The organism is Candidatus Poriferisodalis sp. (assembly GCF_965204125.1).
Classification (GTDB): domain Bacteria; phylum Actinomycetota; class Acidimicrobiia; order Acidimicrobiales; family Poriferisodalaceae; genus Poriferisodalis.
Genome location: NZ_OZ241968.1, coordinates 374322 through 396736, shown reverse-complemented (window position 1 = coordinate 396736; position 22415 = coordinate 374322). Strand labels below are relative to the sequence as shown.

The window sequence follows — 22415 nt, the reverse complement described above, 5'->3', positions numbered from 1 at the left end:
CAGTGTATGGCTGGCCCCAAATGCCTCAACCGGCGCCCCGGAAGTGGGCCTGCCAGTCCGCAGGCCCTGCCTTCAGCCCCAGAGGCTGTCGACCACGTCGAGCCAGAGCTGGGTGGTGAGGGCGAGTGATTCGACGTCGATGCGCTCGTCGTTCCCGTGGAACCGGGCGCCGAAGTCGGCGCCGTCGAGCTCGGGGCTGAACAGGCCGGCGCCGTATGCGACCGCTCCCATGTCTCGATACACCCGGGAGTCGGTGAACCCGATGATGAGCTGCGGCGTCAGTCGGGCAGTCGGGAAGCGCCGTCCCACTGCCACCTCCAACGCGTCCCACAGCGGCGTCTCGACCCGGCTCAGCGATGCCGGGTCGTTCATGATGATCTCCACCTCGACCTGGTCGGCCAGATCACCGAGCGCCTCGTCGAGATGCGCCTGCACCTCCGCAGCGCCCTCGCCGGGCAGCGTCCGCACGTCCACCTCGATGTCGACGTGGTCGGGGATGACGTTCGTCTTCATGGCGGTGGGCGCCCCGAGGACGTTCGGCGAGAACGATGTGTGGGTGCACGAGTACAGGTGAGCGGCCGCCGACGCGCTCGGATGGGCGTCGAGCCAGTCCTCGATGAGGGCTTCGTCGAGCATGATGGCCTTGGTCTCGTCGTCGACGCCGAGCGTGTCGACCTGTTCGCGCCACAGCTCGTGGAACTTCGGCGGTGGCCGGTACTGCGAGATCCGGTGCACTACTGCGGCGGCCTTCACCAGGGCGTTGTCCTGCCGGAATGGACGTGAGCCGTGGCCGGGCACGCCTCGCACCCGCAGGCGCCGCCACGCCACGCCCTTCTCGCCGATGTTCATGCCGATGAACGGGGCGTCGGGCGACCCAGAGTGCAGGCCGCCGTTCTCGGTCAGCACGTAGTCGGCGCCGATGACATCCCAGTGGTTCTCGGCCATCCAGCGAGCGCCGTAGGCAGAGCCGGCTTCCTCGTCGGCACAGGCGAAATAGATGAGGTCGCCCTTGGGCCGGTAGCCGGTCAGGGCCAGGTGCCGCATCGCCACCGCCATCGAGGACGTGAGGTTGAGCATGTCGACGGCGCCGCGGCCCCAGACTTCGCCGTCGATGAGCTCCCCGCCGAAGGGGTCGCGGCTCCAGCCGTCACGATTCACCGGCACCACGTCGGTGTGGCCCATCAGGCACAGGGTGGGAGCGTTCGGGTCGCTGCCTTCGATGCGGGTCACCAGCGATCGCCGGCCAGGCGCAGCGTCGAACACCTCGAGATCCAGTCCGGCGCCTTCGAGGTAGGCCTGAATGGTGTCGGAGTTGCGGACTTCGCCGCCGGATTCGGCCGTGCCGTAGTTGACGCACTCGTTGCGGATCAGCGTCTGCAGCAGCTCGACGGTCTGGTTGGTGCGACGGTTCTCGTCGCTGGTCCCAGCAGTGAATGACTGGCTCATGATCTGCAAGTTAGGCGGCGGCTGTGGTCGAATGACCTGATGGACTCGGGCTCTGGGAATGATGCGGGCATCTGCGGGCTGCCTGCCACACAGATGGCGGCCATGCTGGCCGACGGAGAGATCTCGGCGCGAGAGCTGCTGGCGGCGCATCTCGAGCGCATCGAGCAGGTCAATCCTGCCCTCAACGCCATTGTCACCTTCACGCCTGAGCTCGCGGCCGAACGTGCGGCCGCTGCCGACGAAGCGCAGGCCCGAGGCGAGTCGCTGGGACTGCTGCACGGGCTGCCCGTGGCCCACAAAGACCTGGCGCTGACCGCCGGTGTGCGCACCACTATGGGCTCGCCTCTGTTCGCCGACTTCGTCCCCGACATCGATGCGCTGGTGGTGGAGCGTCAGCGAGAGGCCGGCGCTGTGATGGTGGGCAAGACCAACACGCCCGAGTTCGGCGCCGGTTCGCACACGTTCAACCCGGTGTTCGGCATAACCCGCAATCCCTACGACATCGGCAAAACCTGCGGCGGCTCCAGCGGGGGCGCAGCAGTGGCGCTGGCCGCCCGGATGCTGCCGCTGTGCGATGGATCCGACTTGGGCGGCTCGCTGCGCAACCCGGCGGCGTTCTGCAACATCGTGGGCTTCCGGCCCTCGCCCGGCCGGGTGCCGTCGACCACGGCAATGGATGCTTGGTTCCCGCTGGCAGTCGAGGGCCCGATGGGCCGGACGGTCGGCGACGTGGCGTTCTTCCTGCGGGCGCTCGCCGGCCCCGATGACCGTTCGCCGGTGTCGAATCAAGAGTCGCCGGAGGTCTTCGCCGGTTCGCTGGAGCGCGACCTGCGCGGCGTGCGCGTGGCATGGTCGCCCGACGCCGGCGGTCTCCCGGTCGACCCCGCCGTCCGAGCGGCCACAGCCAACGTTCCCGACGTGCTCGCCGACCTGGGCTGCGAGGTGGTCGAAGCCTGGCCCGACCTTTCCGACGCCCCGCAGATCTTCCAGGCCCGCAGGGCTTGGGTGATGGCGGTCGGCTTCGGCCAGCTGCTCGAACAGCACCGGGATCAGTTCAAGGAGACGCTCGCCTGGAACATCGACAAGGGCCTGAACATGACCATGAGCGAGTACGCCGACGCCTGCCGCCGTCACTCCCAACTGTTCGCCGCCGTCGACGCCTTCATGTCACCCAACGGCGGCGGCTTCGATTTCTTGGCGTGCCCGACCACCCAGGTGCCGCCGTTCGACGTCGAAGTGGAGTACCCCACCGAGATCGACGGCGTCGAGTTCGAGACCTACATCGACTGGATGCGCTCGTGCAGCGACATCACCGTCACCACCCATCCCGCCATCTCGATGCCAGCCGGATTCACTCCCGACGGCCTGCCCGTCGGTTTGCAGCTCGTCGGCCGCCACCGCGCCGACCGCTCGGTGCTCGAACTGGCCCACGCGTGGGAGTCGGCCACCCGCTATATCGACGTTCTGCCGCAGCTTCCCCGTTAGCAGGCTGCCCTAAATTCACGGGTCGCCAGCGCAGGCCGCTCGCTAGCCTGCCGCCCGTGTCCAAATCGAATTCCGTGGTGCCGGAAACGGCCATCGAAGCCCACGGGCTCATACGGGACTTCGGGGCCAAGCGGGCGGTAGACGGGGTGGACTTGCGCGTTCACCAAGGCGAGATCTTCGGCTTCCTGGGTCCGAACGGCGCGGGCAAGAGCACGACGGTGCGCGTGCTGTGCACGCTGCTGGCCCCGACGGCGGGCTCAGCCCGGGTCGCCGGCTACGACGTGGCCAAGAATCCGGGCGAGGTCCGCGTCCGCATCGGTGTGGCCATGCAGGAGGCCGCACTCGACGAGAAGCAGACCGGCCGCGAGATCCTCGACCTGCAGGCTCGCCTGTACGGGCTGCGCCCCGCCGACCGGGCCGCGTCCATCTCCCAGGCCATCGACCTTGCGGATATCGGCGATGCCATCGACGACCGTGTCAGCACCTACAGCGGCGGCATGAAGCGACGCCTCGACCTGGCGGCGTCGCTCATCCATGCACCGGAAGTGATCTTCCTGGACGAGCCGACCACCGGCCTCGACCCGGTGAGCCGTGCGCAGGTCTGGGAGGAGGTGCGACGTCTCAACAGTGAGCTTGGCGTCACGGTGTTCCTCACTACCCAGTACCTGGAGGAAGCCGATGCGCTGGCGGACCGGATCGCGATCCTGGCCGACGGCCGGATCGTGGAGCAGGGAACGCCAGTCGAGCTGAAGCGAGGTGTCGGCGCCGACGTCATCGTGGTGGATCTCGAGCCCAGCGACATCAGCCGGGCCGCGGAGGTCGCGGCTTCGGTGCCGGGCGCAGACGGCGTGACGGCGGGCCGGCTCGGCGTCACCATCGCGACATCCGACGGTGCCGGGCTCATCGGCGCGGCCGCGGTGGCGTTGGCGAACGCCGACGTGCATCCCACCGCGCTGACGGTACGCACGCCCACGCTCGACGACGTCTTCCTGCAGGCCACCGGGTACCGCATGGCCGTTGCCGAAGAAGCGGCTGCTGACGAAGCGACGAAGGGCACGCCATGACCGACACCACGGCCTCTGCGCTGACGGGCGGCGGACTCACCCGCCGGGTCGGCTTTGTGACCGACATCGCCACTATTGCCCGGCGGGCGGTTCGCAGCGTGCTGCGCGAACCCGAGTTCGTGGGACCGGCGCTCATCATCCCCGTCTTCTTCTTCGTAGTGAACGTCGGTGCGCTTGAGCCGTTCGTGGAGGCGGGTGCTGCAGCCGGCGCAGGGGCCGGCCCGATGTCGGGCGGCGTGCCCGACTACCGGGCGTTCCAGCTGCCGGTCGCGATCATCTTCGCCGTCACCGGCATCTCACGCGCCAGCGTGCTGGTGATCGACATCCAGTCCGGCTATCTCGACCGCATGCTGGTGACGCCGATCCGCCGGTCCACGCTGCTGCTCGGTCTCATGGTGGCCGACATCGTGATGGCGCTGGGGCTGGCGCTGTTCGTGATCGTCATGGGGCTGGCCTTCGGCGTGTGGTTCGAGACCGGCGTCTTGGGACTGGCCGTGTTCTTGCTGCTGTCGATTGCGTGGAGCCTTGCGTTCACCGGCTTCCCGTACACCGTGGCGCTGCGCACCGGGAACCCTGCCGCGGTGAACTCCGCGTTCCTGATCTTCTTCCCGTTCGCGTTCCTGACGCCGGCCTTCCTGCCCCGTGAGCTGATGTCGGGCTGGATGCGCGCTGTTGCGGCCTGGAATCCAGTCACCTACCTGCTCGAAGGCATGCGCACGATCCTGTCGACGGGCTGGGACGGCGCTGCGCTCGCCAAGGGCGCAGCGGCAATCCTCGGCCTCGCCGTGGTGACGTTCTTCATGGCGTTCAGGTCGCTCGGCCGTCGAGTGGCGACCGGATAGACGCAGTCGTCGCGTAGCGACGGGCTAGAGACAGTCGCCGGATGGCGACCGGCTAGGAGCTACCAGCGGCGGTCGATCCACTCCTGCAGGTGGGGCGACTCGGTGCCGATCGTGGTGTCGAGGCCATGGCCGGGCAGCACCATCGTGTCCGCGGGAAACGCCGAAAACATCCGGTCCTCGATGCTGCGGATGATCTGATCGAAGTCGCCGCCGCCGCTGGTGGCGCCGGGCCCGCCCGGGAACAGGGTGTCACCGGTGAACAGCAGCGGCGTGCCCTCCACGTGAAAGCTCATGGACCCAGCGGTGTGGCCGGGGTTGTGAATCGTGCGAATCCGCAGGCGGCCCGCTTCGATCACCGAGTCGTCTTCGAGGATGTAGTCGTAGCTGGGCAGCATCGACGCATCCTCGGCGGTGATGCCCACCTCGATGCCGGCGTCGCGCACGGCAGGCACGGCCTGGATGTGGTCCCAGTGGCCGTGGGTCTCCACCACCGTCACGACGCCGAGCTTCTGGCACACCTCCAGCAGCCGCTCGTGCTCGTTCGAGGCGTCGATCAGCATCGCCTCGCCGGTCTCAGTGCAGCGGATGGTGAAGACGTTGTTGTCGAAGTCGTCGGGAAAGCCGTGGGGCAGGTTGCCCTCGAGCGGGCGCACAACGTGCTTGTGGACTTCGATACCGGTGGCGGACCAGTGCAGAGCCATGGCCGCATCCTAAGAGCGTGGGCAGACTGGTGAGCCCGCTGCGGAGGCGGCAGGGGGCTCGCTTCAGGCTGCGTCGACTCGTACGGCGACTCGGTGCCAGCCTTCGGCGCCGTCGGGACGGACGTCTTTGGGGCCTTCGGGCTGGGTCATGCCGGTGCCGTCGATCGCCCGCACTTGCAGTGAGTGCGTACCTGCTGTGGGCGTCCAGGGCAGGTGCCACTGGACCCAGCTCTCGTCGCCGAGCGCCTCGCCCAGCTCGCAGCGCTGCCAAGGTCCGTCATCGACGCGCACCTCGACCGCACTGATGCCTCGTGTCGGTGCCCAGGCGATGCCGGCAATCGCCGTTTCTGTGCCTGCGACGGGGCGGTTGCCGCCGCCGGGCACGTCGATGCGGCTCTGCGTCTTCATTGGGCCGCGCTTGGACCATCCCCGCGGCACCCAGTAGCCGTCGAAGCCGTCCCAGGTGGTGAGATGGATCTCTTCCACCCACTTCACGGCCGACACGTAGCCGTACAGCCCTGCCACCACCAGGCGTGCGGGGAAGCCATGGGCGGTCGGCAGCGGCTCGCCGTTCATGCCGACCGCCAGTACTGCGTTGCGGCCGTCGCGCAGGATCTCGGTGGGGAAGCCGGCGGTCCAGTCATCCACCGAGCGTCCGACTACCTGATCGGCACCGTTCTGCACCCCCGCCCGGTCGAGCAGATCCACCAGCGGAACGCCTGTCCAGACGGCGTTGCCGACCAGGCTGCCGCCGACCCGATTCGACACGCACGACAGCGTGATCACGTGCTCTTGCAGGTCCATCGCCAGGATCTCGTCGAAGGTCAGCTCGTAGGGATTGTCGACCATGCCGGTGAAGCTGAGCTTCCAGTTGGCGGGGTCGACCTGCGGCACCGTGAGCGCCGTGTCGATGCGGTAGAAGTCGTTGTTGGGGGTCACGTAGCTCGAGATGCCCGCAACCTCATCGAGCGTGTCGAGCGCAGCGACTTGGGTGGCGACCGAGGGTCCGGCAGCCGTGGTGGCTGTGGGCTCCGCAGCGGCAGCCGTGCCCGCAGCAGCGGTGGTCGGCGGAGGCCTCGCTGCACTCAGGTCGATGCCGGCGCGGGCCGTCTCTGCCGCTGAGGGGCCGCGTACGCCCCGACCCAGCGCGACGAGGCCCACGGCGGCCACACCGGCGCCGCCGATGCCGAGCAAGAAGGCACGGCGACCGGCGTCGGGGGCCGCCTCGGGCATTGCCGCGACAGAAGATTCAGCTGGCGCTTGATCTTCAGCGGGTACAGGGCTGCGGGCCGGGGCGACTCGCAGCAACAGCCTCAGCGTGACGTAGCCGAGCGCAGCGGCAGCCAAGGCGACCACCCACGAGCCCACGAACGGGCTCATCGGGTTGCGCGCCGCGGTCCAGCCGCCGATCACGCCGAACGCAGCGAATCCGGCGAACGGCACCCACCGTCGGCGTGGCGCCATGGCACACGCTCCCAGCAGGCCGCCGATGATCAGCGACACGCCGACGATGCCGATCGCCAGCACCGCCTTGTCCTTTTCGCCGAACAGCTCGATGCTCAGCTTCACCGCCCAGTCGGGCGAGTAGTCCACCAGTGCCTCGCCGACGGCCACCACGAGCGACGGGATCGAGTCCACCAACCCGTCGACGAACTCGCCGAATGCCAGCGCGACCGCAGCACCGGCAATGCCGGCCAGCAATCCGGCGACCGAGCCGGGCCGGCGGATGAGCCGGCCGATGCCTCGGCCGTCCTGGGCCTGCGAACCGGAGGGCGCATCGGCCGTGGCCTCGTGGGAACTGTCGCTCATGTCTGCCCGTTTCGCTGGAGGAGGCCGGCTCAGCCTCTGGATCGAGTTGGACGGGCACCGGTCGGGGGGTCGAACCGGTGTACCCCGCTGGGGGGCGCCCGTCACGAAAGCTAACGCTCAAGGTGCGCCGGAGGTTCCACCGTTGGTGCACGCGTCCCTGAGTCGATCGGGCCGCTGGGTGATAGAACTTCGGCTGTCCATCGCACCGGCAGGGCCGGTGCTCAGGCTGCACTGGCTGCACCAGCCCCGGAGGCGCGTCCGTGAACTTCGCATTCACCGAGGAGCAGGAAGAGCTCCGCAATTTCGTCCGTTCGTTTCTCGAGGAGAAGTCCCCGGAGACCACCGTGCGGGAGCTGATGGAGACCGACGACGGCTATGACCCCGCCGTGTGGTCGCAGATGGCTGAGCAGCTCGGCCTTCAGGCACTGATCATTCCCGAGGAATACGGCGGCCAGGGCGCCAGCTACGTGGAGCTCGGCATTGTGCTCGAGGAGATGGGCCGCAGCCTGCTGTGCTCGCCCTACTTCTCCACGGTGGTGCTGGCCGGCAATGCCATCTTGCACTCGGGCAATGAGAAGGCCAAAGAAGAGCTGCTCGAAGGCATCGCCTCGGGCGAGATCATCGCCACGCTGGCGCTGGCCGAGGCCAGCGGACGCTGGGATGCCGAGGGCGTCGAGGTGGAGGCCACCGATACCGGCGACTCGGCGACGATCTCGGGCGAGAAGATGTTCGTGACCGACGGCGGCACCGCGAACCTGTTCGTGGTGGCAGCGCGCTGCGACGGCGGGATTCACCTGTTCACCGTCGAGGGCGACGCCGCGGGGCTCAGCCGCGAGAACCTCGCCACCATGGACCAGACCCGCAAGCAGGCCCGCATCACTTTCGACAACACGCCGGCCAAGCACCTGTGCGACACCGACAACTTCGCCTACATCGACCAGGTGCTCGACCTGGCTGCGGTAGCGCTGGCCAGCGAGCAGGTCGGCGGTGCGCAGTTCGTGCTCGACATGGCCGTGCAGTACGCGAAGGACCGCGTGCAGTTCGGGCGCCCGATCGGCTCGTTCCAGGCAATCAAGCACAAGTGCGCCGACATGCTGCTCGAGGTCGAATCGGCCAAGTCGGCCGCCTATTACGCGGCTTGGTGCGCTGCGGAGATGAACGACGAGCTGCCGTCGGTGGCGTCGCTCGCCAAGGCCTACTGCTCCGAGGCGTACTTCCATTGCGCCGCGGAGAACATCCAGATCCACGGCGGCATCGGCTTCACGTGGGAGCACCCTGCGCACCTGTACTTCAAGCGCGCGAAGAGTTCAGAGCTGATCTTCGGCGACCCCGCCTACCACCGGGAGCAGCTGGCCCAGCGCATCGGCCTGTAGGCCAGGACAAGTCAGACTGAGGCGCGCCGCACGGACATCTGAGCTGCCGGGGAGGCACCGGTGATCGTCGCGGTCATCGTCATCTCATTGGTGATCGGCTTCGTCGTCGCCGCGGGCGTGGTCGGCACGCAGGCGCAACGGCTGGGCCGCCAGCGACGTGAGCCCGTGTGGCGTCTCGCCGAGGCGGCCGAGGTCGTCGCCGATCTCGTGCCGTTCGACATTGCTGCGGCACTGGAGCCCAGCGAGCTCGAAGCGCTCCTGCGGGCACACCTCAACCAGCTGCAGTTCGCGCCCCCACCTACGCCGGACGACGCTGATCCTGATGCCGAGGGCGAAACGGGCACGACGGTCACCGAGGACCAACCCTCGGCGGCCGACCTGTACCGCAGCGTCCGCCGAGACGGGCTTGAGGTGTCGCTGGAGCAGGTCCAGGCGGTGACAGATGCGCACTTGGAGTACCTGCGCCTGATCGGCGCGCTTGCCGTCGTGGACCCCGGCGGAGCCTGAGCCCGCAGCCGGACGGCAGAATGTTCCCATGGACATCCCGAGGGAGCTCGCCGGCTGCCGATTCGTCGGCGACAAGCGCAACCAGATCGTCTACGACATGGAACTCGAGACTGATGATCCGGCGGTCACCGAACAGCTCGCCGCAGCCGTCGCTGACATCGTGGCAGCGCAGTCCTACGCCACCTTCGGCCCCGACGAGCTGCCAGAAGCGCGCAACCGCGGCTACCGCCTGTCGCGGCTCTGCCGCTAGGACATGACGGTGCGCCTTGCAACGGCCGCGCATGCGGTATTCGGCCGACAGCCCGCAGCGACGTGAGCACCGACGTCACCGAGACCACCATCGAGGGCAGCCCGGGCCTCGCAGCGATCCTGGTGCGCCCGAAACGACCTGTCCGCAGCGGGCCCGCAGTGGTGCTCTGCCACGGCTTCCCGTCGATGCAGCGGCCCGGCGTGCCGAACCGCACCTACCAGCTCTTCGCCGAGCGCATCGCCGAGGCCCAAGGCTGGACAGTGCTTGCGGTGAGCATGCGCGGCTGCGGCGAGTCTGACGGCGACTTCTCCCTGCTCGGCTGGATTGACGACATCGGCCGCTCGGTCACCCGTGTGCTCTCCGAGGGTTGCCGGGGTGTATGGCTCGTGGGCTCGACTACCGGCGGCTCTGTGGCGATCCTGGCGGCTGCGCGCGACGCCCGGATTCGCGGCGTGGCCGCAATGGCGCCCAGGGCGGATTTTGACGACTGGGCGAGCGACCCCAAGGCGTTCCTGCAGCACTGTCGCAACGTGGGTGTGATCCGAACTGACGGCTTTCCGAAGTCGACGGGCGCTTGGAATCGTGAACTGAAGCAGAACCGGGCGATGGACGCTGTGGGACAGCTGGCCGACCGGCCGCTGCTGATCCTGCACGGCATCAACGACCGGCAGGTGCCCTACGAAGAGGCCCGACATCTGGCTTCGGGGCATCCCAGTGCAGAGCTGCGTCTCATCGAGGGTGCCGACCACCGCATCCGTCACGATCCGCGAGCGGTGGCCATCCTGCTCGGCTGGCTGGAGCGCCAAGCAGCCGCCCAGTACGCCTAAGAGGCCGCGCTCTGCTCGGGCAGGCGCCGAGCGATCATCATGTTCGCCACCGAGCGCACCACTGTGATGCCGTGCTGGTTGACGAGTTCGTGGGCCATCTTGACGATGCCCCGGTCGGGCTTGGAGCGGCTCGGGAGGAGTTCCAGTACGTCCACCACGAGGGTGAGACGGTCGCCTGGATGCACCGGCGCCAGCCACCGCAGCTCGTCGAGACCGGGCGAGCCCATGCTGGATGGCCCCAGCAGGTGCTCGCCCAGCAGCTTCATCATGATCGAGCCGGTGTGCCATCCCGAAGCGATCAGGCGGCCATAGACGGTGTCACGGGCGGCTTCGGGATCGATGTGGAAAGGCTGGGGGTCGAACTTGCGACCGAATTCGATGATCTCGGCCTCGTCGATCGTCGTTGAGCCGAACGTGAAGCGCTCGCCGGCCTCGTAGTCGTCGAACCATCGCTGCGGGCACGGGATGTCGCTGGGCACCGGGACAGTCTGCTCACTGCGACCGCCCAAGCGGCCACGAATCTCGGATATGTCCGTTGGTGTCCCTACTTGGCCTGCTGAGCCGGATGCCGGCGGGGCAGGTCGTTCAGTGTGCGGAGGCGGACCAGGGGTCGGCGCTGTCGGTGGCCAGGCCGTAGCGCTTGATGGCCTCCGCCGCCGCGGTCGCATCGATCTCGCCGAGCTCGGCCAGGCGCCACAGCACCGCCACGGTGATGTGCTCGGCGGTGATCTCGAAGTGCTCCCGCAGCCGGCTGCGGGTGTCGCTGTGGCCGAATCCGTCGGTGCCGAGCGACGTGTAGTCGCGGCCGATCCAGCGCGACACCTGATCGGGCACGGCCCGCATGAAGTCGGTCACGGCGATCACCGGCCCCATGCCGTCGGCCAGCTGCCGGGTCACGAAGGGCACCTGCTGGGGATCGTCGGGATGGAGCGTGTTCCACCGTTCGCACGACAGCGCCTCCTCGCGCAGCGCCTTGTACGACGTGGCGCTCCACAGGTCGACGCCTACGTCGTGCTCGGCCGCCAGCAGCTCTGCGGCTGCCCGCGCAGCCCCCTGCGCTGAGCCCGAGAACAGGATCGTGCCGGAGTGGGCGCGTCCGGGCGGCGACGGGGCGTAGCGGTACAGCCCCGCCAGGAGATCTTCCACAGCGAGATCGTCGGGCTCAGGCGGCTGGACGTAGTTCTCGTTGTAGATGGTGAGGTAATAGAAGATGTCCTCGCCCACGCCGTACATGCGCCGGATACCGTCCTGCACGATGGCGGCCAGCTCGTAGGCGAACGCTGGGTCGTAGGCCTGGCACGGCGGCACCACCGAGGCCAGCAGCGGCGAGTGACCGTCCTGGTGCTGGAGACCCTCGCCCATCAAGGTGGTGCGACCCGCCGTGGCCCCCATGAGAAAGCCGCGCCCCCGCATGTCGGCCAGCGCCCAGATCATGTCGCCGACCCGCTGAAAGCCGAACATCGAATAGAAGGTGTAGAAGGGCACCATCGCCACGCCGCGGGTGGCATACGACGTGGCCGCGGCAGTGAAGCTGGCCAGCGCACCCGCCTCGGTGATGCCCTCTTCGAGGATCTGGCCGTCGATGTGCTCGGTGTAGGACAACAGCAGGTCGTGATCGACCGGCTCGTACAGCTGCCCCTGGCTGGCGTATATGCCCAGCTCGCGGAACAGCGAGTCCATGCCGAACGTGCGGGCCTCGTCGGGAATGATCGGCACCACCCGGTCGCCGAAGCCCGGCTCACGCGTCATGGCCCGCAGCATCCGGGTGAACGCCATGGTGGTCGACACCGCCATCTCACCCGAGCCCGCCGCAAACTCCGAGAACGGCTTGGAGCTGGGCATCGGCAGCGCCTTGCGGCACCAGTTGCCGATGCGCTTCGGCAATGGGCCGTTGAGCGCCTTGCGGCGTGCCATCAAGTACTCGTGCTCGGCGCTGCCGGGCGCCGGCCGGCAGTAGGGCGGGTCGTCTGGATCGAACTCGGCGTCGATCTCGTTATGCAGCCGCAGTCGCTCGCGAATCGTCATGAGCTGCGTGCGGTTCAGCTTCTTGATCTGGTGGGTGGCGTTGCGGGCTTCGAGGTCGGGCCCCAGCGACCAGCCCTTGACTGTCTTGGTCAGGATGACCGTGGGGCTGCCCTCGTGCTCGACGGCCGCCTGGTAGGCCGCGTACAGCTTCTTGTAGTCGTGGCCGCCGCGAGGCAGGGTCTGGAGGTCTTCATCGGAGAGGTGCTGCACCATCTCGCGCAGCCGCGGATCGGGGCCGAAGAACCGCTCGCGGATGTACTGCCCGCTCTCCACCGAGTAGCGCTGGTACTCGCCGTCGATGGTCTCGTTCATCTTGTTGAGCAGCACGCCGTCGCGGTCGCGCGCCAGCAGCTCGTCCCAGCGGCCGCCCCAGATCACCTTGATCACGTTCCAGCCCGAGCCGCGGAAGTTGGCCTCGAGCTCCTGGATGATCTTCCCGTTGCCGCGCACGGGGCCGTCGAGGCGTTGCAGGTTGCAGTTCACGACGAAGATCAGGTTGTCGAGCCGCTCCCGTGCGGCGAGGTGCAGCGCGCCGAGTGTCTCGGGCTCGTCGGTCTCGCCGTCGCCCACGAAGCACCACACCTTCGATTCGGACGTGTTGTCGATGCGGCGGTTGTGGAGATAGCGGTTGAAGCGGGCGTGATAGATGGCGGTGATCGGCCCGAGGCCCATCGACACCGTCGGGAATTCCCAGAATTCGGGCATGAGTCGTGGATGGGGGTACGACGACAGGCCGGTGCGACCGATCTCGCGCCGGAAATGTTCGAGGTCGGTGTCGTCGAGGCGGCCTTCGAGGTAGGCCCGGGCGTAGATTCCGGGCGCCGCATGACCCTGGATGTAGATGTGATCGCCGGGCTCGCCGTCGTCCTTGCCGTGCCAGAAGTGGTTGAAGCCCACGTCGTACAGCGCCGCCGAGCTGGCGAACGTGGACAGGTGGCCGCCGATGCCGTCGGCCCACGAGTTCGCGTGAGTCACCATGGCCACGGCGTTCCAGCGGATGAAGGCCCGCAGGCGCTTCTCGATCTCCTCGTCGCCGGGGAACCACGGCTCGTCTTCAGGGGCGATCGTGTTGATGTACGGGGTCGAGACGGTGGCGGGGAAGTCGACCTGCATCTCACGGGCCTTGGACATGAGCCGCCGGATCAGGAAGCGTGCGCGGTTCTTGCCCCGTTCCTCGACGACTGCCGCGAACGACTGCAGCCAATCGTCGGTCTCATCGGGGTCGATATCGGGGATCTGCTCATGCAACCCGTCGAAGAGCATGGGTTCTAGTGTCGCACTTGGATGAGCCAGAAATCGAACGCGGCAGCGCGAGAGGTCTTCACCGACGGGTCATGCCTGGGCAATCCAGGCCCGGGCGGCTGGGCCTACGTGGTCGACGGCGGGCCGTGGGCCTGCGGCTTCGAGCCCTCCACTACGAACCAGCGCATGGAGGTTGCAGCTGCGGCGGAAGCCGTCGAAGACCTGGACGGGCCGCTGCGGATCGTCAGCGACTCCACCTACGTGGTGAAGTGCTTCACCGATGAATGGTGGAAGGGCTGGCACCGGCGCAACTGGCTGAACACTGCGAAGAAACCGGTGGCCAACCGGGATCTGTGGGAGCCGTTCATCGAGGCCGTGCTGGCGCGGGGCGATGTGACCTTCGAGTGGGTGAAGGGTCATGCGGGCCAGCGGCTGAACTCCGCTGCCGACGCGCTGGCTGTGCATTCTGCGGGGGCAGGTGCCGGCCAGAGCGGCAATCGGTTCGACGATGACGTGCTCGATCGGCTGAGCGACCCGCGTTCGGCGCCGCACCGCCCTGCCAAGGGTGCCGTGAGCACCGACGAGCCGACGTCCGGGAACCGGGAGATCACCGGTCACGCGGTGGCTGTGCTGGGCCACCGGCCGCCGGAGCTCGGCGGCTACAACGAGAACCCGGTCTCGCGCAAGGTGCTCCGGCAGCTGAGCGATGTTCTCGCGGCCAAGCGCGAGCTGCATCCCGATCTGGTCGTAGCGACGGGCCTGGGGCTCGGCGCCGAGACCCTGGGTGCCGAGGCTGCGCTCGCGGCCGGTGTGCCCTATGTGGTGGTGCTGGCGTTCGAGGGGGTTGAGCGTCGATGGCCGGGGCCGTCACGTCAGCGGTTTGCAGAGCTGCGCCAGCGTGCAGGGCAGGAATTCGTGCTCGCGAACCGCGTGCCGGCGGACACCGAGGCATTCGGCAAGGCGATGCGTCGCCGGGACACCTGGTTCATGCACAACTGCGACGAAGCCGTGCTGGTGCGCCGCGCTGACGACCGCACGCTGGGCGATCTGAACCGGCGCCTGGAGGATGCGCTGGACGATGTCTGGGTGATCGAACCCGATTGACCGAGACCGACGCACCGTCGACGGCAAGTCGGGCCAGCGGTACCGCCAGTCGATCAGGATTGGTCGTCGCCGGACGCGGCCTCCGCCACGGCAGCCAGCCGCTCGAGCGTCTTTTCCATTGACGGCACAGCCTTCTTGTGCCCCCTGAGGAGCTCGATGCTCCACGGCATCTTCGCTGTGGACCAGTCCATGGTTTCGCGTACCAGCGTGCTGTCGTCGGGTTGGGGTTCGAGCCGGTAGCTCCAGCGCTGGCCCTGCCAGTGCGCCCAGGTGATGAGGCGGTTCTCCTCGAACTCCAGCACCCGGTTCTTCACGGTATAGGAGACGCCGAGCTTGACGCGCATCGAGAACGTGCTGCCCAGCGTCAGCGGGGCATTGCTGCTGGTCAGGCGGGTCAGCATTCCTGATCCGTCGATCTCACAGTGGCGGTTGGGATCGGTCAGTACAGCGAAGATCTTCTCCGCGGGAGCGGCAATGAGCCGTTCCACACTTACGGTTCGCTGCTTCGACGCGGCCATGGCTGTTCTCAGGCGGGCGTGAGCGCGTCTTGAACGATGTCGGGCGGGGGCGTGCCGCCGCCGCGCTCGATGCTTCCGTCGGCCCGCACCAGCATCCACCTCGGCTGGTAGCTGTTGCCGAGCTGGTCCCATAGATCGCCGTCCTCGTTGCTGAGCTGCGGGACGTCGCCGAGCTGGTGCTTGGCTACGAACTTCCGGTAGGAATCCTGAGAGTCGCCGCCCGGGACGCCCACCAAGACCAAGCTGTCGCCGTGCTCTGCCTTCAGCGCTGCGACCGCAGGCGCTTCACGATTGCACGCCGGTCACCAAGGTGCCCAGAACCACAGCAGGACATCGTTGCCAGCCGCTGCAGCCAAATCGAACTGCTGCCCGTCGAGCAGCGCGCCCTCCAGCAGCAGGATTTCGGCCCGGGTCTCCTGGGTGATCGGGGCAGTCGTCGCTGCTGGCTCGGCAGCCGCACCGGTGTCGGTGCCGCCGGAGGTGGTCGCGGGCACCTCGGCAGCAGATGTCGTGGCCGCCGTGTCCCGGGACACGCTGACCTCAACGCTCCCGCAGCTAGCCAGAACGCCGAGGCCTGCCAGCCCGGCAAGCAGCACGATGACCGCTCGGTACCGCGGATGCGTCACCTTGCCGAGCCTATCCCTGGGTCCAGGATGCAATAGCGCGGGTTACATTCGGCCAAGTGAGCACCCGGGCGCTGATTGCTTTGGCTCTCGTCACCGGGATGGTCATCCTGATGGCGTTCGCAGTCCAGGTGCTCATCGCGCTGTAGCACAGCCTGGATAGGCCGCAGTGCGTGCGGCGAGGCCCCGGTGCGAACCGGTCGGAAACGCGGCGTACCCTCGTCGCGCGATGGCAGATGACACGAACACCGGCGAGACGGGCAGTCCGGTTCGGTACGACCTCGTGGTAATCGGCGGAGGCCCCGCGGGCTACGGGGCAGCCCTGTACGCCGGTGCCGCAGGCATGAGCGTCGCGCTCGTGGAGCGGGACCGGCTCGGCGGGACGTGCCTGCATCGAGGTTGCATTCCCGCCAAGGAACTGCTCGAGACAGCAGCGGTCTGGCGCACCGTCGTCGAGGCCGCTGAGTTCGGCGTCAACGTCGAACCGCCCGAGCTGGACTTCGCCGTCTCGCAGGGCCGCAAGCAGCGCATCGTCGACGGTCTCGAAACCGGGGTGAAGGGGCTGTTGAAGCGCCGCAAGGTCACGACCTACGAGGGGACGGGCCGGCTGTGTGCCGACCGCTCCGTCGAGGTCGATGCCGGCGAGTCCGGCACCCAGACGCTGCAGGGAGACCACGTGCTGCTCGCTGCGGGCTCGGTGCCGATCACGCTGCCGGGATTCGATCGCGATGGCACGCTGGTGATGACGTCCGACGAGGTCTTGGCACTCGACGAGGTGCCGAGCCGTGTGGCCGTGATCGGCGGGGGTGCCATCGGCTGCGAGTTCGCTTCGATGCTCGCCGACCTCGGTGCCGAGGTCACCGTCCTCGAATACGCGCCGCAGATCATCCCCGGCGTCGACGCCGACATCGCCAAGGCCCTCGCTCGGGCGTTCTCCAAGCGGGGGATCGCGGTGCTCACGGGCTGCCGGGTCACCGGCCACACGCCGGGCGGCGGCGGAACGACGGTGCAGTACGAGATCGCTCCCCGGTCTGGCGGCGGCGACATGACCGAAGCGTCGCTGGAAGTCGACGCTGTGGCGGTGTCGGTGGGACGCCGGCCGTACGCAGATCATCTCGGCCTCGACGGCACCGGGGTGAAGCTCGACGAGCGGGGCTTCGTGGTGGCCGACGAGACGTGCCGCACGACCATGGCCGGCGTCTATGCCATCGGCGACCTCATCAACACGCCGCAGCTCGCCCATGTCGGGTTCGCCGAGGCGATCGTGGCCACCAAGGACATGCTCGGCGAGGAGCCGGCTCCGGTCGACTACGCGAACGTGCCCTGGGCGATCTACTGCCATCCCGAGGTGGCGTTTGCGGGGCTCACCGAGGCGGCGGCCCGCGAAGCGGGCTACGACGTGGTGACGTCGAAGCACCGCTTCACCGGCAACTCGAGGGCGATGATCGTCAACGACACCGAAGGTCTCGTCAAGATCGTGGCCGAGCGGGAGGCCGACGGCACCGCCGGGCGCGTGCTCGGCGTTCACATGATGGGGCCGTGGGTCACCGAGCAGCTCGGTCAGGGTTACCTGGCGGTGAACTGGGAAGCCACGGTCGCCGAAGTGGCGGCGCTGGTGCAGCCCCACCCCACGCTGTCAGAGCTCTTCGGCGAGACGATGCTGTCGCTCACCGGGCGAGGTCTGCACGGATGAGTCCGGCGGCCGCTGCCGTGTGCCGTTCTGGGGCGCGACATGGCTGACTTGGTGCTGCCCCAGCTCGGCGAAACGGTCACCGAAGGCACCATCACCCGCTGGTTCAAGCACCCGGGCGATTCGATCTCGGTGGGCGAGATGCTCTACGAGGTGTCGACCGACAAGGTCGACAGCGAGGTGCCCTCGCCGATGGAGGGGGTACTCACCGAGATACGCGTCCCCGAGGGCGAGACCGTGGACGTCGGGACGGTGCTGGCGATCGTGGAGCTGGCCGAAGGGGCCGTCGCGCCGTCGCCCGATGCTGCCGTCCCGGTGCCCAGCGGCGGGCCGGCAGAACCGGCTGCTGCTCCTGCGGCCGTGCCGGCGCCGGCCGATCCGCCTGCGGCGCCCGCCGTTGCTGCGGTTGCGGTCGGTGCACCGGCCAACGGCGCGGCAAACGGGCCCGCAACCGACCATGGCAGCCACTTGCTCTCGCCCGTCGTCCGACGCCTGGTACGAGAGCACGGCCTCGACCCCTCAGCGCTGGTGGGCACGGGCGTGGGCGGCCGCATCACCCGGTCTGATGTGCTGAACGCCATCGACGAGCGGCAGCGCGCCGCGGCTGCGAGCGCGGGCTCCACGACGTCTCCGGCCAGACCGGCTGCCGGCGAACGCCCATCGGCGCCCAGCCCGCCGCCGGTGCCGGCACCTGTTGCCGCTGCTGCCGCGGCCGAATGGACTGACGGCGACTCGCGCTTCGAGTCGTTCAACAACATCCGCCGCCGAACGGGCGAGCACATGGTGAACTCCATGGCCACGTCGCCGCACGCTCTCACCGTCGTCGAGGTCGACTACGAGAATGTGGAGCAGGTGCGCAGGGCCCACCGGGAGGCATGGCGGGCTGCGGAGGGATTCAGCCTCACCTACCTGCCGTTCATCGTGGTCGCCGTCGCTGACGCCCTGGCCCAATGGCCGCGGCTGAACGCCTCGGTGGAGGACGGCGGCCTGCGCATCTGGCGCCGTCGCAACGTCGGCGTCGCCGTCGACCTCGACTACGACGGTCTGATCGTGCCAGTGCTGCGCGATGCTGACTCGTTCAGCCTGCGAGGCGTCGCCCGCACGATGAATGAGCTCGCGGCGCGTGCCCGGGAGCGGCGCCTGACACCCGACGACATCAGCGGCGGCACGTTCACCATCTCCAACAACGGCTCGTTCGGCACCTACACCACTGCAGCCATCATCAATCAGCCCCAGGTCGCTGTGCTCTCAACCGACGGCGTCGCCCGACGGCCGGTCGTGGTCACGGACCGGTTCGGCAACGAGAGCATCGCGGTGCATTCGGTGGGCCACCTGGCGATGGGCTGGGATCACCGTGCGTTCGACGGCAGTTACGCTGCGGGCTTCCTGGGCCACATCCGCCAGATGCTCGAACAGCACGACTGGGGAGCGGAGTTCTGAGGCCGGTGCCCGGGATGCTGCAGGTGCGCTGGCTCGGCAGGGTCGGCTTCCGCGAAGCGATCGACGTGCAGCGGCGCCTGTGGGCCCACAGCGCGGAGAACTACCTGCTGCTGCTCGAACACCACCACGTCTTCACTGCGGGCCCGAGCGCAGATGAGGCCAACCTGCTCGTCGATCCCCGCAAGGTCGGAGCCGACTGCGTCCGCATCGACCGTGGCGGCGACTTCACCTACCACGGCCCCGGCCAGCTCGTCGGCTACCCGATTCTGACGCTGCCCGGCCGCCGCGGCGGGGGACTGGCCGAGACCGCGGCGTACGTGTACGACCTGGAACAGGTGCTCATCGATGCGCTGGCCGATCTCGGCATGGGCGGCTGCGGCCGATTGCGTGGGTACCCGGGGGTGTGGCGCGATCTCGAGGGCACGCCTCGCAAGATTGCCGCCATCGGCGTGCGCCTGAGCCGCGGGCGCACGATGCACGGCTTCGCGCTCAACGTCGAGACCGATCTGTCGTGGTTCGAGCGGATCATCCCGTGCGGCATCCGAGACTTCCGGCCGACGTCGTTGCGAGCTGAGGGCTGCGCAGCGACCACGCGCGAGGTGGCCGACGCCGTGGTCGGGCGTGCGGCCGAGCGATGGGGCGAAGCCGGCTGCGAGCGCGCCGATGTTGCGTGGCGGCACCGGCCGTCCGACCTCAGCGCGTTCAGCCAGGGCCTCGGTCCCGGGCGACAGCCCGGCCCGGTCGAGGTCTCGCCGCCACGCAGCCGTGCCCGTCTGGCACAGGCGGGAGTCGACGGCGGATTGCGCCTCGCTGAGCGGAAGCCGTCGTGGCTGCGTGCCCGGATGGAGGTGAACGAGGACTACCTCCGGCTGCGCCGCGTGATGCGCCAGCACGACCTGGTGACGGTGTGCGAGGAGGCCGGCTGCCCGAACATCTTCGAGTGCTGGGGGGCCGGAACGGCCACGTTCATGCTCAACGGCGAACGGTGCACGCGTGCGTGCGGCTTCTGCCTGGTGGACACTCGCCAGCCTGCGCCGCTCGACCCCGGCGAGCCCCGCCGGGTGGCCGACGCGGTCGCCGAGATGGAGCTGGATCATGCGGTGGTGACCGCTGTGGCCCGGGACGATCTTCCCGATGGCGGGGCCGCCGCGTTCGCCGAGACCATCGCTGCCATCCGGGCCCAGTCGCCGGGCACGACGGTCGAGGTGCTCGTTCCCGACTTCGGCGGCGACGCTGCCTCGTTGCAGACCGTCCTCGACGCGAGCCCAGACATTCTGAATCACAACATCGAGACCGTCGCCCGGCTGCAGCGGGCGGTACGGCCCTCGGCGGGTTACGCCCGCAGCCTCGCTCTGCTGGCGCGCAGCGCTTCGGCGGGGCACGTCACCAAGTCGGGCATCATCGTCGGCATGGGCGAGGACGACGCAGAGGTCGATCTCACGCTGGCCGACTTGGCGGCTGTCGGCGTGAGCATTGTCACGATCGGCCAGTACCTGCGACCGACGAGTCATCACATTCCCGTCGCCCGCTGGGTGCCGCCCGAGTCCTTCGAACGTTGGCGGGAGGTGGGCACCGCGCTCGGCATCGACCATGTCGAGTCGAGCCCGCTGACCCGTTCGAGCTATCACGCCGCCGAATCCGCCGCAGCCGTAGAGCTCAGCGCCCGGGCCCGCCCCGTCCTGGCGTAACGCGCCCCGGTCAGCGAGAGGCAGCACGGCGATGACTGAGGGCGCACCGGTGGATGTGGCGACGGTGATGTGCCAGTGGGCCACAGGGGGACTGGCGTACCTGTGGGTGACCACGCGCCGGCGGGAAGTCGGGCTCGGCTACGGCTGGCTGTTGCGCTCGCTGTACGGGGTGATCGCCGCCATCGGGGCGGTCACCGGCTTCGTGTTCCAGCCGAACGCCGTGCGCGATGTTGCGTGCATTGCGATGGCGGTGTGTGCCGGAGCGACGCTCGTGCGCTCGGCCGTGCCCAACGTGCCCGGGGCAGAGTTCCAGGCGCCGGCCAGCAGCGATAGCGGTGCACCAGCTGATTCCTCCTCGAGGAGGACGATCGAGGGCTTCGACCCGCGCTGGGACCTCGCAGCGCCTCTTGCCGGGCTGGTCGGGGTCGTGGCGGCAGGGCTCGGCGCCAGCGGCGACATCGCGCCGGCGCTGCACCTCGCGCGTGTCGTCGTTGGCGCCGCGTTCCTGGGCGCCGTGAGCAATTCGATGCTGCTCGGCCACTGGTACCTCGTGCAGCCCGGTCTGCGCCGCGAGCCGCTGCGGGAGCTGGTGCGTCATCTCGGCGGCCTCTGGCCCATCGAGGTAGGACTGCTGCTGCTGCCCACCGGCATGATCGCCGTGCTGACCGGCAGCATCGACGACGGTTACGGCGGGTTGCTGGGCTGGTTCTGGATTGCATGCGCAGTCACCACCGTGGCGCTCGCCGCCGTGGCCATGGCGGCGTTGCGCGAACGCCAGTACGCGGCCGTCATGGCGGCCACCGGGCTGCTCTACCTGGCGATCCTCACCGGCTTCGGCACCGACCTCGTGGCTCGACTCACCCTGGCCGGCTAGCTCTGTTCAGCGGCTGAGCGCTCAGGCGCCGGTCCATTCGGGCGGGCGTTTCTCGGCGAAGGCCCGCCCGCCTTCCTTGGCGTCTTCGCTGTCGCCCACGATCTTGCGGATCGACTCGCCCATGCGCAGGGCCTCGGTCCAGCCCATGCGCTGGCTGCGCCACGCCACTTCCTTCACGGCCCGCACGGCAAGGGGCGCTCCCTGGCACAGGCGCTCGGCCAGGGTGCGAGCTTCGTCCATGAGCGTGTCGTGCGGCACGACTTTCCACGCGAGCCCCATCTCGTGCGCTTGCTCGGCGTCGAAGTTCTCACCGGTCAGCAGGATCTCCATGGCGTTCGCCCAGCCGATCTTGTGCGGCATCCGCATGGAGCCCACGATGGTCGGCACACCGATCCTCACCTCGGGCATACCGAAGATGGCGCGGTCAGATGCAATGAGAAAGTCCGCCACCAGGGCCCCGGTGAGCCCGTAGCCGATGCACGCGCCGTTGATGGCCGCAATGATCGGCTTGTACAGCTCGAGACCGCTCTCGAGGCTGTTGATGGTGGGGATCTCGAAGTACGACCCCGACCAGACTCCCGCCGAGCCCCGGGTGGGATCGCGCAGGTCGGCGCCGGCGCAGAACGCCCGGCCCTCCCCGGTCATGATGGCCACCCACGCGTCGGGGTTGTTGTAGAACTCCATCCACGCGGCGTTCAGGCACTGTCGCATGTCGCCGTTGATGGCGTTCATTGCCTCGGGCCGGTTGTAGGTGATCGTGGCGACGTGCCCGTCGAGCTGGTACGTCGCCGCTGCGTCGGGGTCGGAGATGTCGGGCACAGGGCCCTTGTAGGAGGGATCCGTCATGGGTGCCGTTCTAGCGCACCGGCCCCTGCAGTCACCTCCGACCCCGGCCGGTTCCACCGCG

The 22415-nt window shown here is 68.6% G+C and carries 21 protein-coding genes; 12 read left to right on the top strand and 9 right to left on the bottom strand.

Annotated elements, in window-relative coordinates:
* Window positions 1-72: 72 nt before the first annotated feature.
* Window positions 73-1446, bottom strand: coding sequence for a M20/M25/M40 family metallo-hydrolase (locus tag ACOGXD_RS02025; RefSeq protein ID WP_419916265.1), 1374 nt, complete (start codon window positions 1444-1446; stop codon window positions 73-75).
* Window positions 1447-1485: 39 nt separating this feature from the next.
* Between ACOGXD_RS02025 and ACOGXD_RS02020 the strand changes: the two genes are divergently transcribed.
* The 3 genes from ACOGXD_RS02020 to ACOGXD_RS02010 are packed head-to-tail and all read left to right on the top strand — an operon-like array spanning window position 1486 to window position 4837.
* Complete coding sequence (locus ACOGXD_RS02020; protein WP_419916264.1) at window positions 1486-2931, top strand: amidase; 1446 nt, start codon at window positions 1486-1488, stop codon at window positions 2929-2931.
* 56 nt (window positions 2932-2987) lie between these two features.
* Complete coding sequence (locus ACOGXD_RS02015) at window positions 2988-3995, top strand: ABC transporter ATP-binding protein (RefSeq protein ID WP_419916263.1); 1008 nt, start codon at window positions 2988-2990, stop codon at window positions 3993-3995.
* On the top strand, window positions 3992-4837 hold the full coding sequence (locus ACOGXD_RS02010; RefSeq protein ID WP_419916262.1) for an ABC transporter permease: 846 nt from the start codon (window positions 3992-3994) through the stop codon (window positions 4835-4837). The genes ACOGXD_RS02015 and ACOGXD_RS02010 overlap by 4 nt, the downstream gene beginning before the upstream one ends.
* A 59-nt stretch (window positions 4838-4896) precedes the next feature.
* Here ACOGXD_RS02010 and ACOGXD_RS02005 read toward each other — a convergent pair whose 3' ends face one another.
* Together ACOGXD_RS02005 and ACOGXD_RS02000 are read right to left on the bottom strand one after the other, a co-directional pair.
* On the bottom strand, window positions 4897-5538 hold the full coding sequence (locus ACOGXD_RS02005; protein WP_419916261.1) for an MBL fold metallo-hydrolase: 642 nt from the start codon (window positions 5536-5538) through the stop codon (window positions 4897-4899).
* 63 nt (window positions 5539-5601) lie between these two features.
* A complete protein-coding gene (locus tag ACOGXD_RS02000; RefSeq protein ID WP_419916260.1) occupies window positions 5602-7347 on the bottom strand; it encodes a molybdopterin-dependent oxidoreductase in 1746 nt (581 codons plus the stop codon).
* A gap of 260 nt (window positions 7348-7607) precedes the next feature.
* On the opposite strand from ACOGXD_RS02000, the gene ACOGXD_RS01995 reads away from it, so the two are divergent.
* The 4 genes from ACOGXD_RS01995 (at window position 7608) to ACOGXD_RS01980 (ending at window position 10304) form a co-directional block, all read left to right on the top strand.
* On the top strand, window positions 7608-8720 hold the full coding sequence (locus ACOGXD_RS01995) for an acyl-CoA dehydrogenase family protein (RefSeq protein WP_419855763.1): 1113 nt from the start codon (window positions 7608-7610) through the stop codon (window positions 8718-8720).
* Window positions 8721-8780: 60 nt separating this feature from the next.
* Window positions 8781-9227: a hypothetical protein gene (locus ACOGXD_RS01990; protein ID WP_419916259.1), complete on the top strand. Its 447-nt coding sequence runs from the start codon at window positions 8781-8783 to the stop codon at window positions 9225-9227.
* A 28-nt stretch (window positions 9228-9255) separates the two neighbouring features.
* The gene (locus ACOGXD_RS01985) at window positions 9256-9477 is read left to right on the top strand and encodes a hypothetical protein (protein ID WP_419916258.1); all 222 of its coding nucleotides are present in this window, start codon (window positions 9256-9258) and stop codon (window positions 9475-9477) included.
* A gap of 62 nt (window positions 9478-9539) precedes the next feature.
* A complete protein-coding gene (locus ACOGXD_RS01980; RefSeq protein ID WP_419916257.1) occupies window positions 9540-10304 on the top strand; it encodes an alpha/beta hydrolase family protein in 765 nt (254 codons plus the stop codon).
* On the opposite strand, the gene ACOGXD_RS01975 is transcribed toward ACOGXD_RS01980, so the two are convergent.
* Both ACOGXD_RS01975 and aceE read right to left on the bottom strand, forming a co-directional pair.
* The gene (locus ACOGXD_RS01975) at window positions 10301-10783 is read right to left on the bottom strand and encodes a MaoC family dehydratase (protein ID WP_419916256.1); all 483 of its coding nucleotides are present in this window, start codon (window positions 10781-10783) and stop codon (window positions 10301-10303) included. The two genes, ACOGXD_RS01980 and ACOGXD_RS01975, sit on opposite strands and share 4 nt — an antisense overlap.
* A gap of 106 nt (window positions 10784-10889) precedes the next feature.
* Window positions 10890-13592, bottom strand: coding sequence for a pyruvate dehydrogenase (acetyl-transferring), homodimeric type (aceE, locus tag ACOGXD_RS01970; RefSeq protein WP_419916255.1), 2703 nt, complete (start codon window positions 13590-13592; stop codon window positions 10890-10892).
* Between the two features lie 21 nt (window positions 13593-13613).
* Here aceE and ACOGXD_RS01965 point away from each other — a divergent pair, with 21 nt between their 5' ends.
* On the top strand, window positions 13614-14675 hold the full coding sequence (locus tag ACOGXD_RS01965) for a ribonuclease H family protein (protein WP_419916254.1): 1062 nt from the start codon (window positions 13614-13616) through the stop codon (window positions 14673-14675).
* A gap of 53 nt (window positions 14676-14728) precedes the next feature.
* Here ACOGXD_RS01965 and ACOGXD_RS01960 read toward each other — a convergent pair whose 3' ends face one another.
* The 3 genes from ACOGXD_RS01960 to ACOGXD_RS01950 all read right to left on the bottom strand — a co-directional run bounded on the left by ACOGXD_RS01960 (window position 14729) and on the right by ACOGXD_RS01950 (window position 15819).
* A complete protein-coding gene (locus tag ACOGXD_RS01960; RefSeq protein ID WP_419916253.1) occupies window positions 14729-15193 on the bottom strand; it encodes an SRPBCC family protein in 465 nt (154 codons plus the stop codon).
* Window positions 15194-15201: 8 nt separating this feature from the next.
* Entirely contained in the window at window positions 15202-15426 is a 225-nt protein-coding gene (locus tag ACOGXD_RS01955) for a hypothetical protein (protein ID WP_419916252.1), read from the bottom strand.
* Between the two features lie 69 nt (window positions 15427-15495).
* Window positions 15496-15819 carry a hypothetical protein gene (locus ACOGXD_RS01950; RefSeq protein ID WP_419916251.1) on the bottom strand — a complete coding sequence of 108 codons (324 nt, stop codon included), beginning with the start codon at window positions 15817-15819 and terminating at the stop codon, window positions 15496-15498.
* Between the two features lie 226 nt (window positions 15820-16045).
* Here ACOGXD_RS01950 and lpdA point away from each other — a divergent pair, with 226 nt between their 5' ends.
* The 4 genes from lpdA to ACOGXD_RS01930 are packed head-to-tail and all read left to right on the top strand — an operon-like array spanning window position 16046 to window position 21508.
* Window positions 16046-17509, top strand: a complete 1464-nt coding sequence (lpdA, locus tag ACOGXD_RS01945; protein ID WP_419916250.1) for a dihydrolipoyl dehydrogenase — start codon at window positions 16046-16048, stop codon at window positions 17507-17509.
* 39 nt (window positions 17510-17548) lie between these two features.
* The gene (locus tag ACOGXD_RS01940; RefSeq protein ID WP_419916249.1) at window positions 17549-18946 is read left to right on the top strand and encodes a dihydrolipoamide acetyltransferase family protein; all 1398 of its coding nucleotides are present in this window, start codon (window positions 17549-17551) and stop codon (window positions 18944-18946) included.
* Window positions 18947-18960: 14 nt separating this feature from the next.
* Window positions 18961-20634: a lipoyl synthase gene (lipA, locus tag ACOGXD_RS01935; protein ID WP_419916248.1), complete on the top strand. Its 1674-nt coding sequence runs from the start codon at window positions 18961-18963 to the stop codon at window positions 20632-20634.
* Window positions 20635-20665: 31 nt separating this feature from the next.
* Window positions 20666-21508: a hypothetical protein gene (locus tag ACOGXD_RS01930; protein WP_419916247.1), complete on the top strand. Its 843-nt coding sequence runs from the start codon at window positions 20666-20668 to the stop codon at window positions 21506-21508.
* Window positions 21509-21529: 21 nt separating this feature from the next.
* Here the strand turns inward: ACOGXD_RS01930 and ACOGXD_RS01925 are convergent, their stop codons facing one another.
* Window positions 21530-22354: an enoyl-CoA hydratase/isomerase family protein gene (locus ACOGXD_RS01925; protein ID WP_419916246.1), complete on the bottom strand. Its 825-nt coding sequence runs from the start codon at window positions 22352-22354 to the stop codon at window positions 21530-21532.
* Window positions 22355-22415 lie beyond the last annotated feature (61 nt).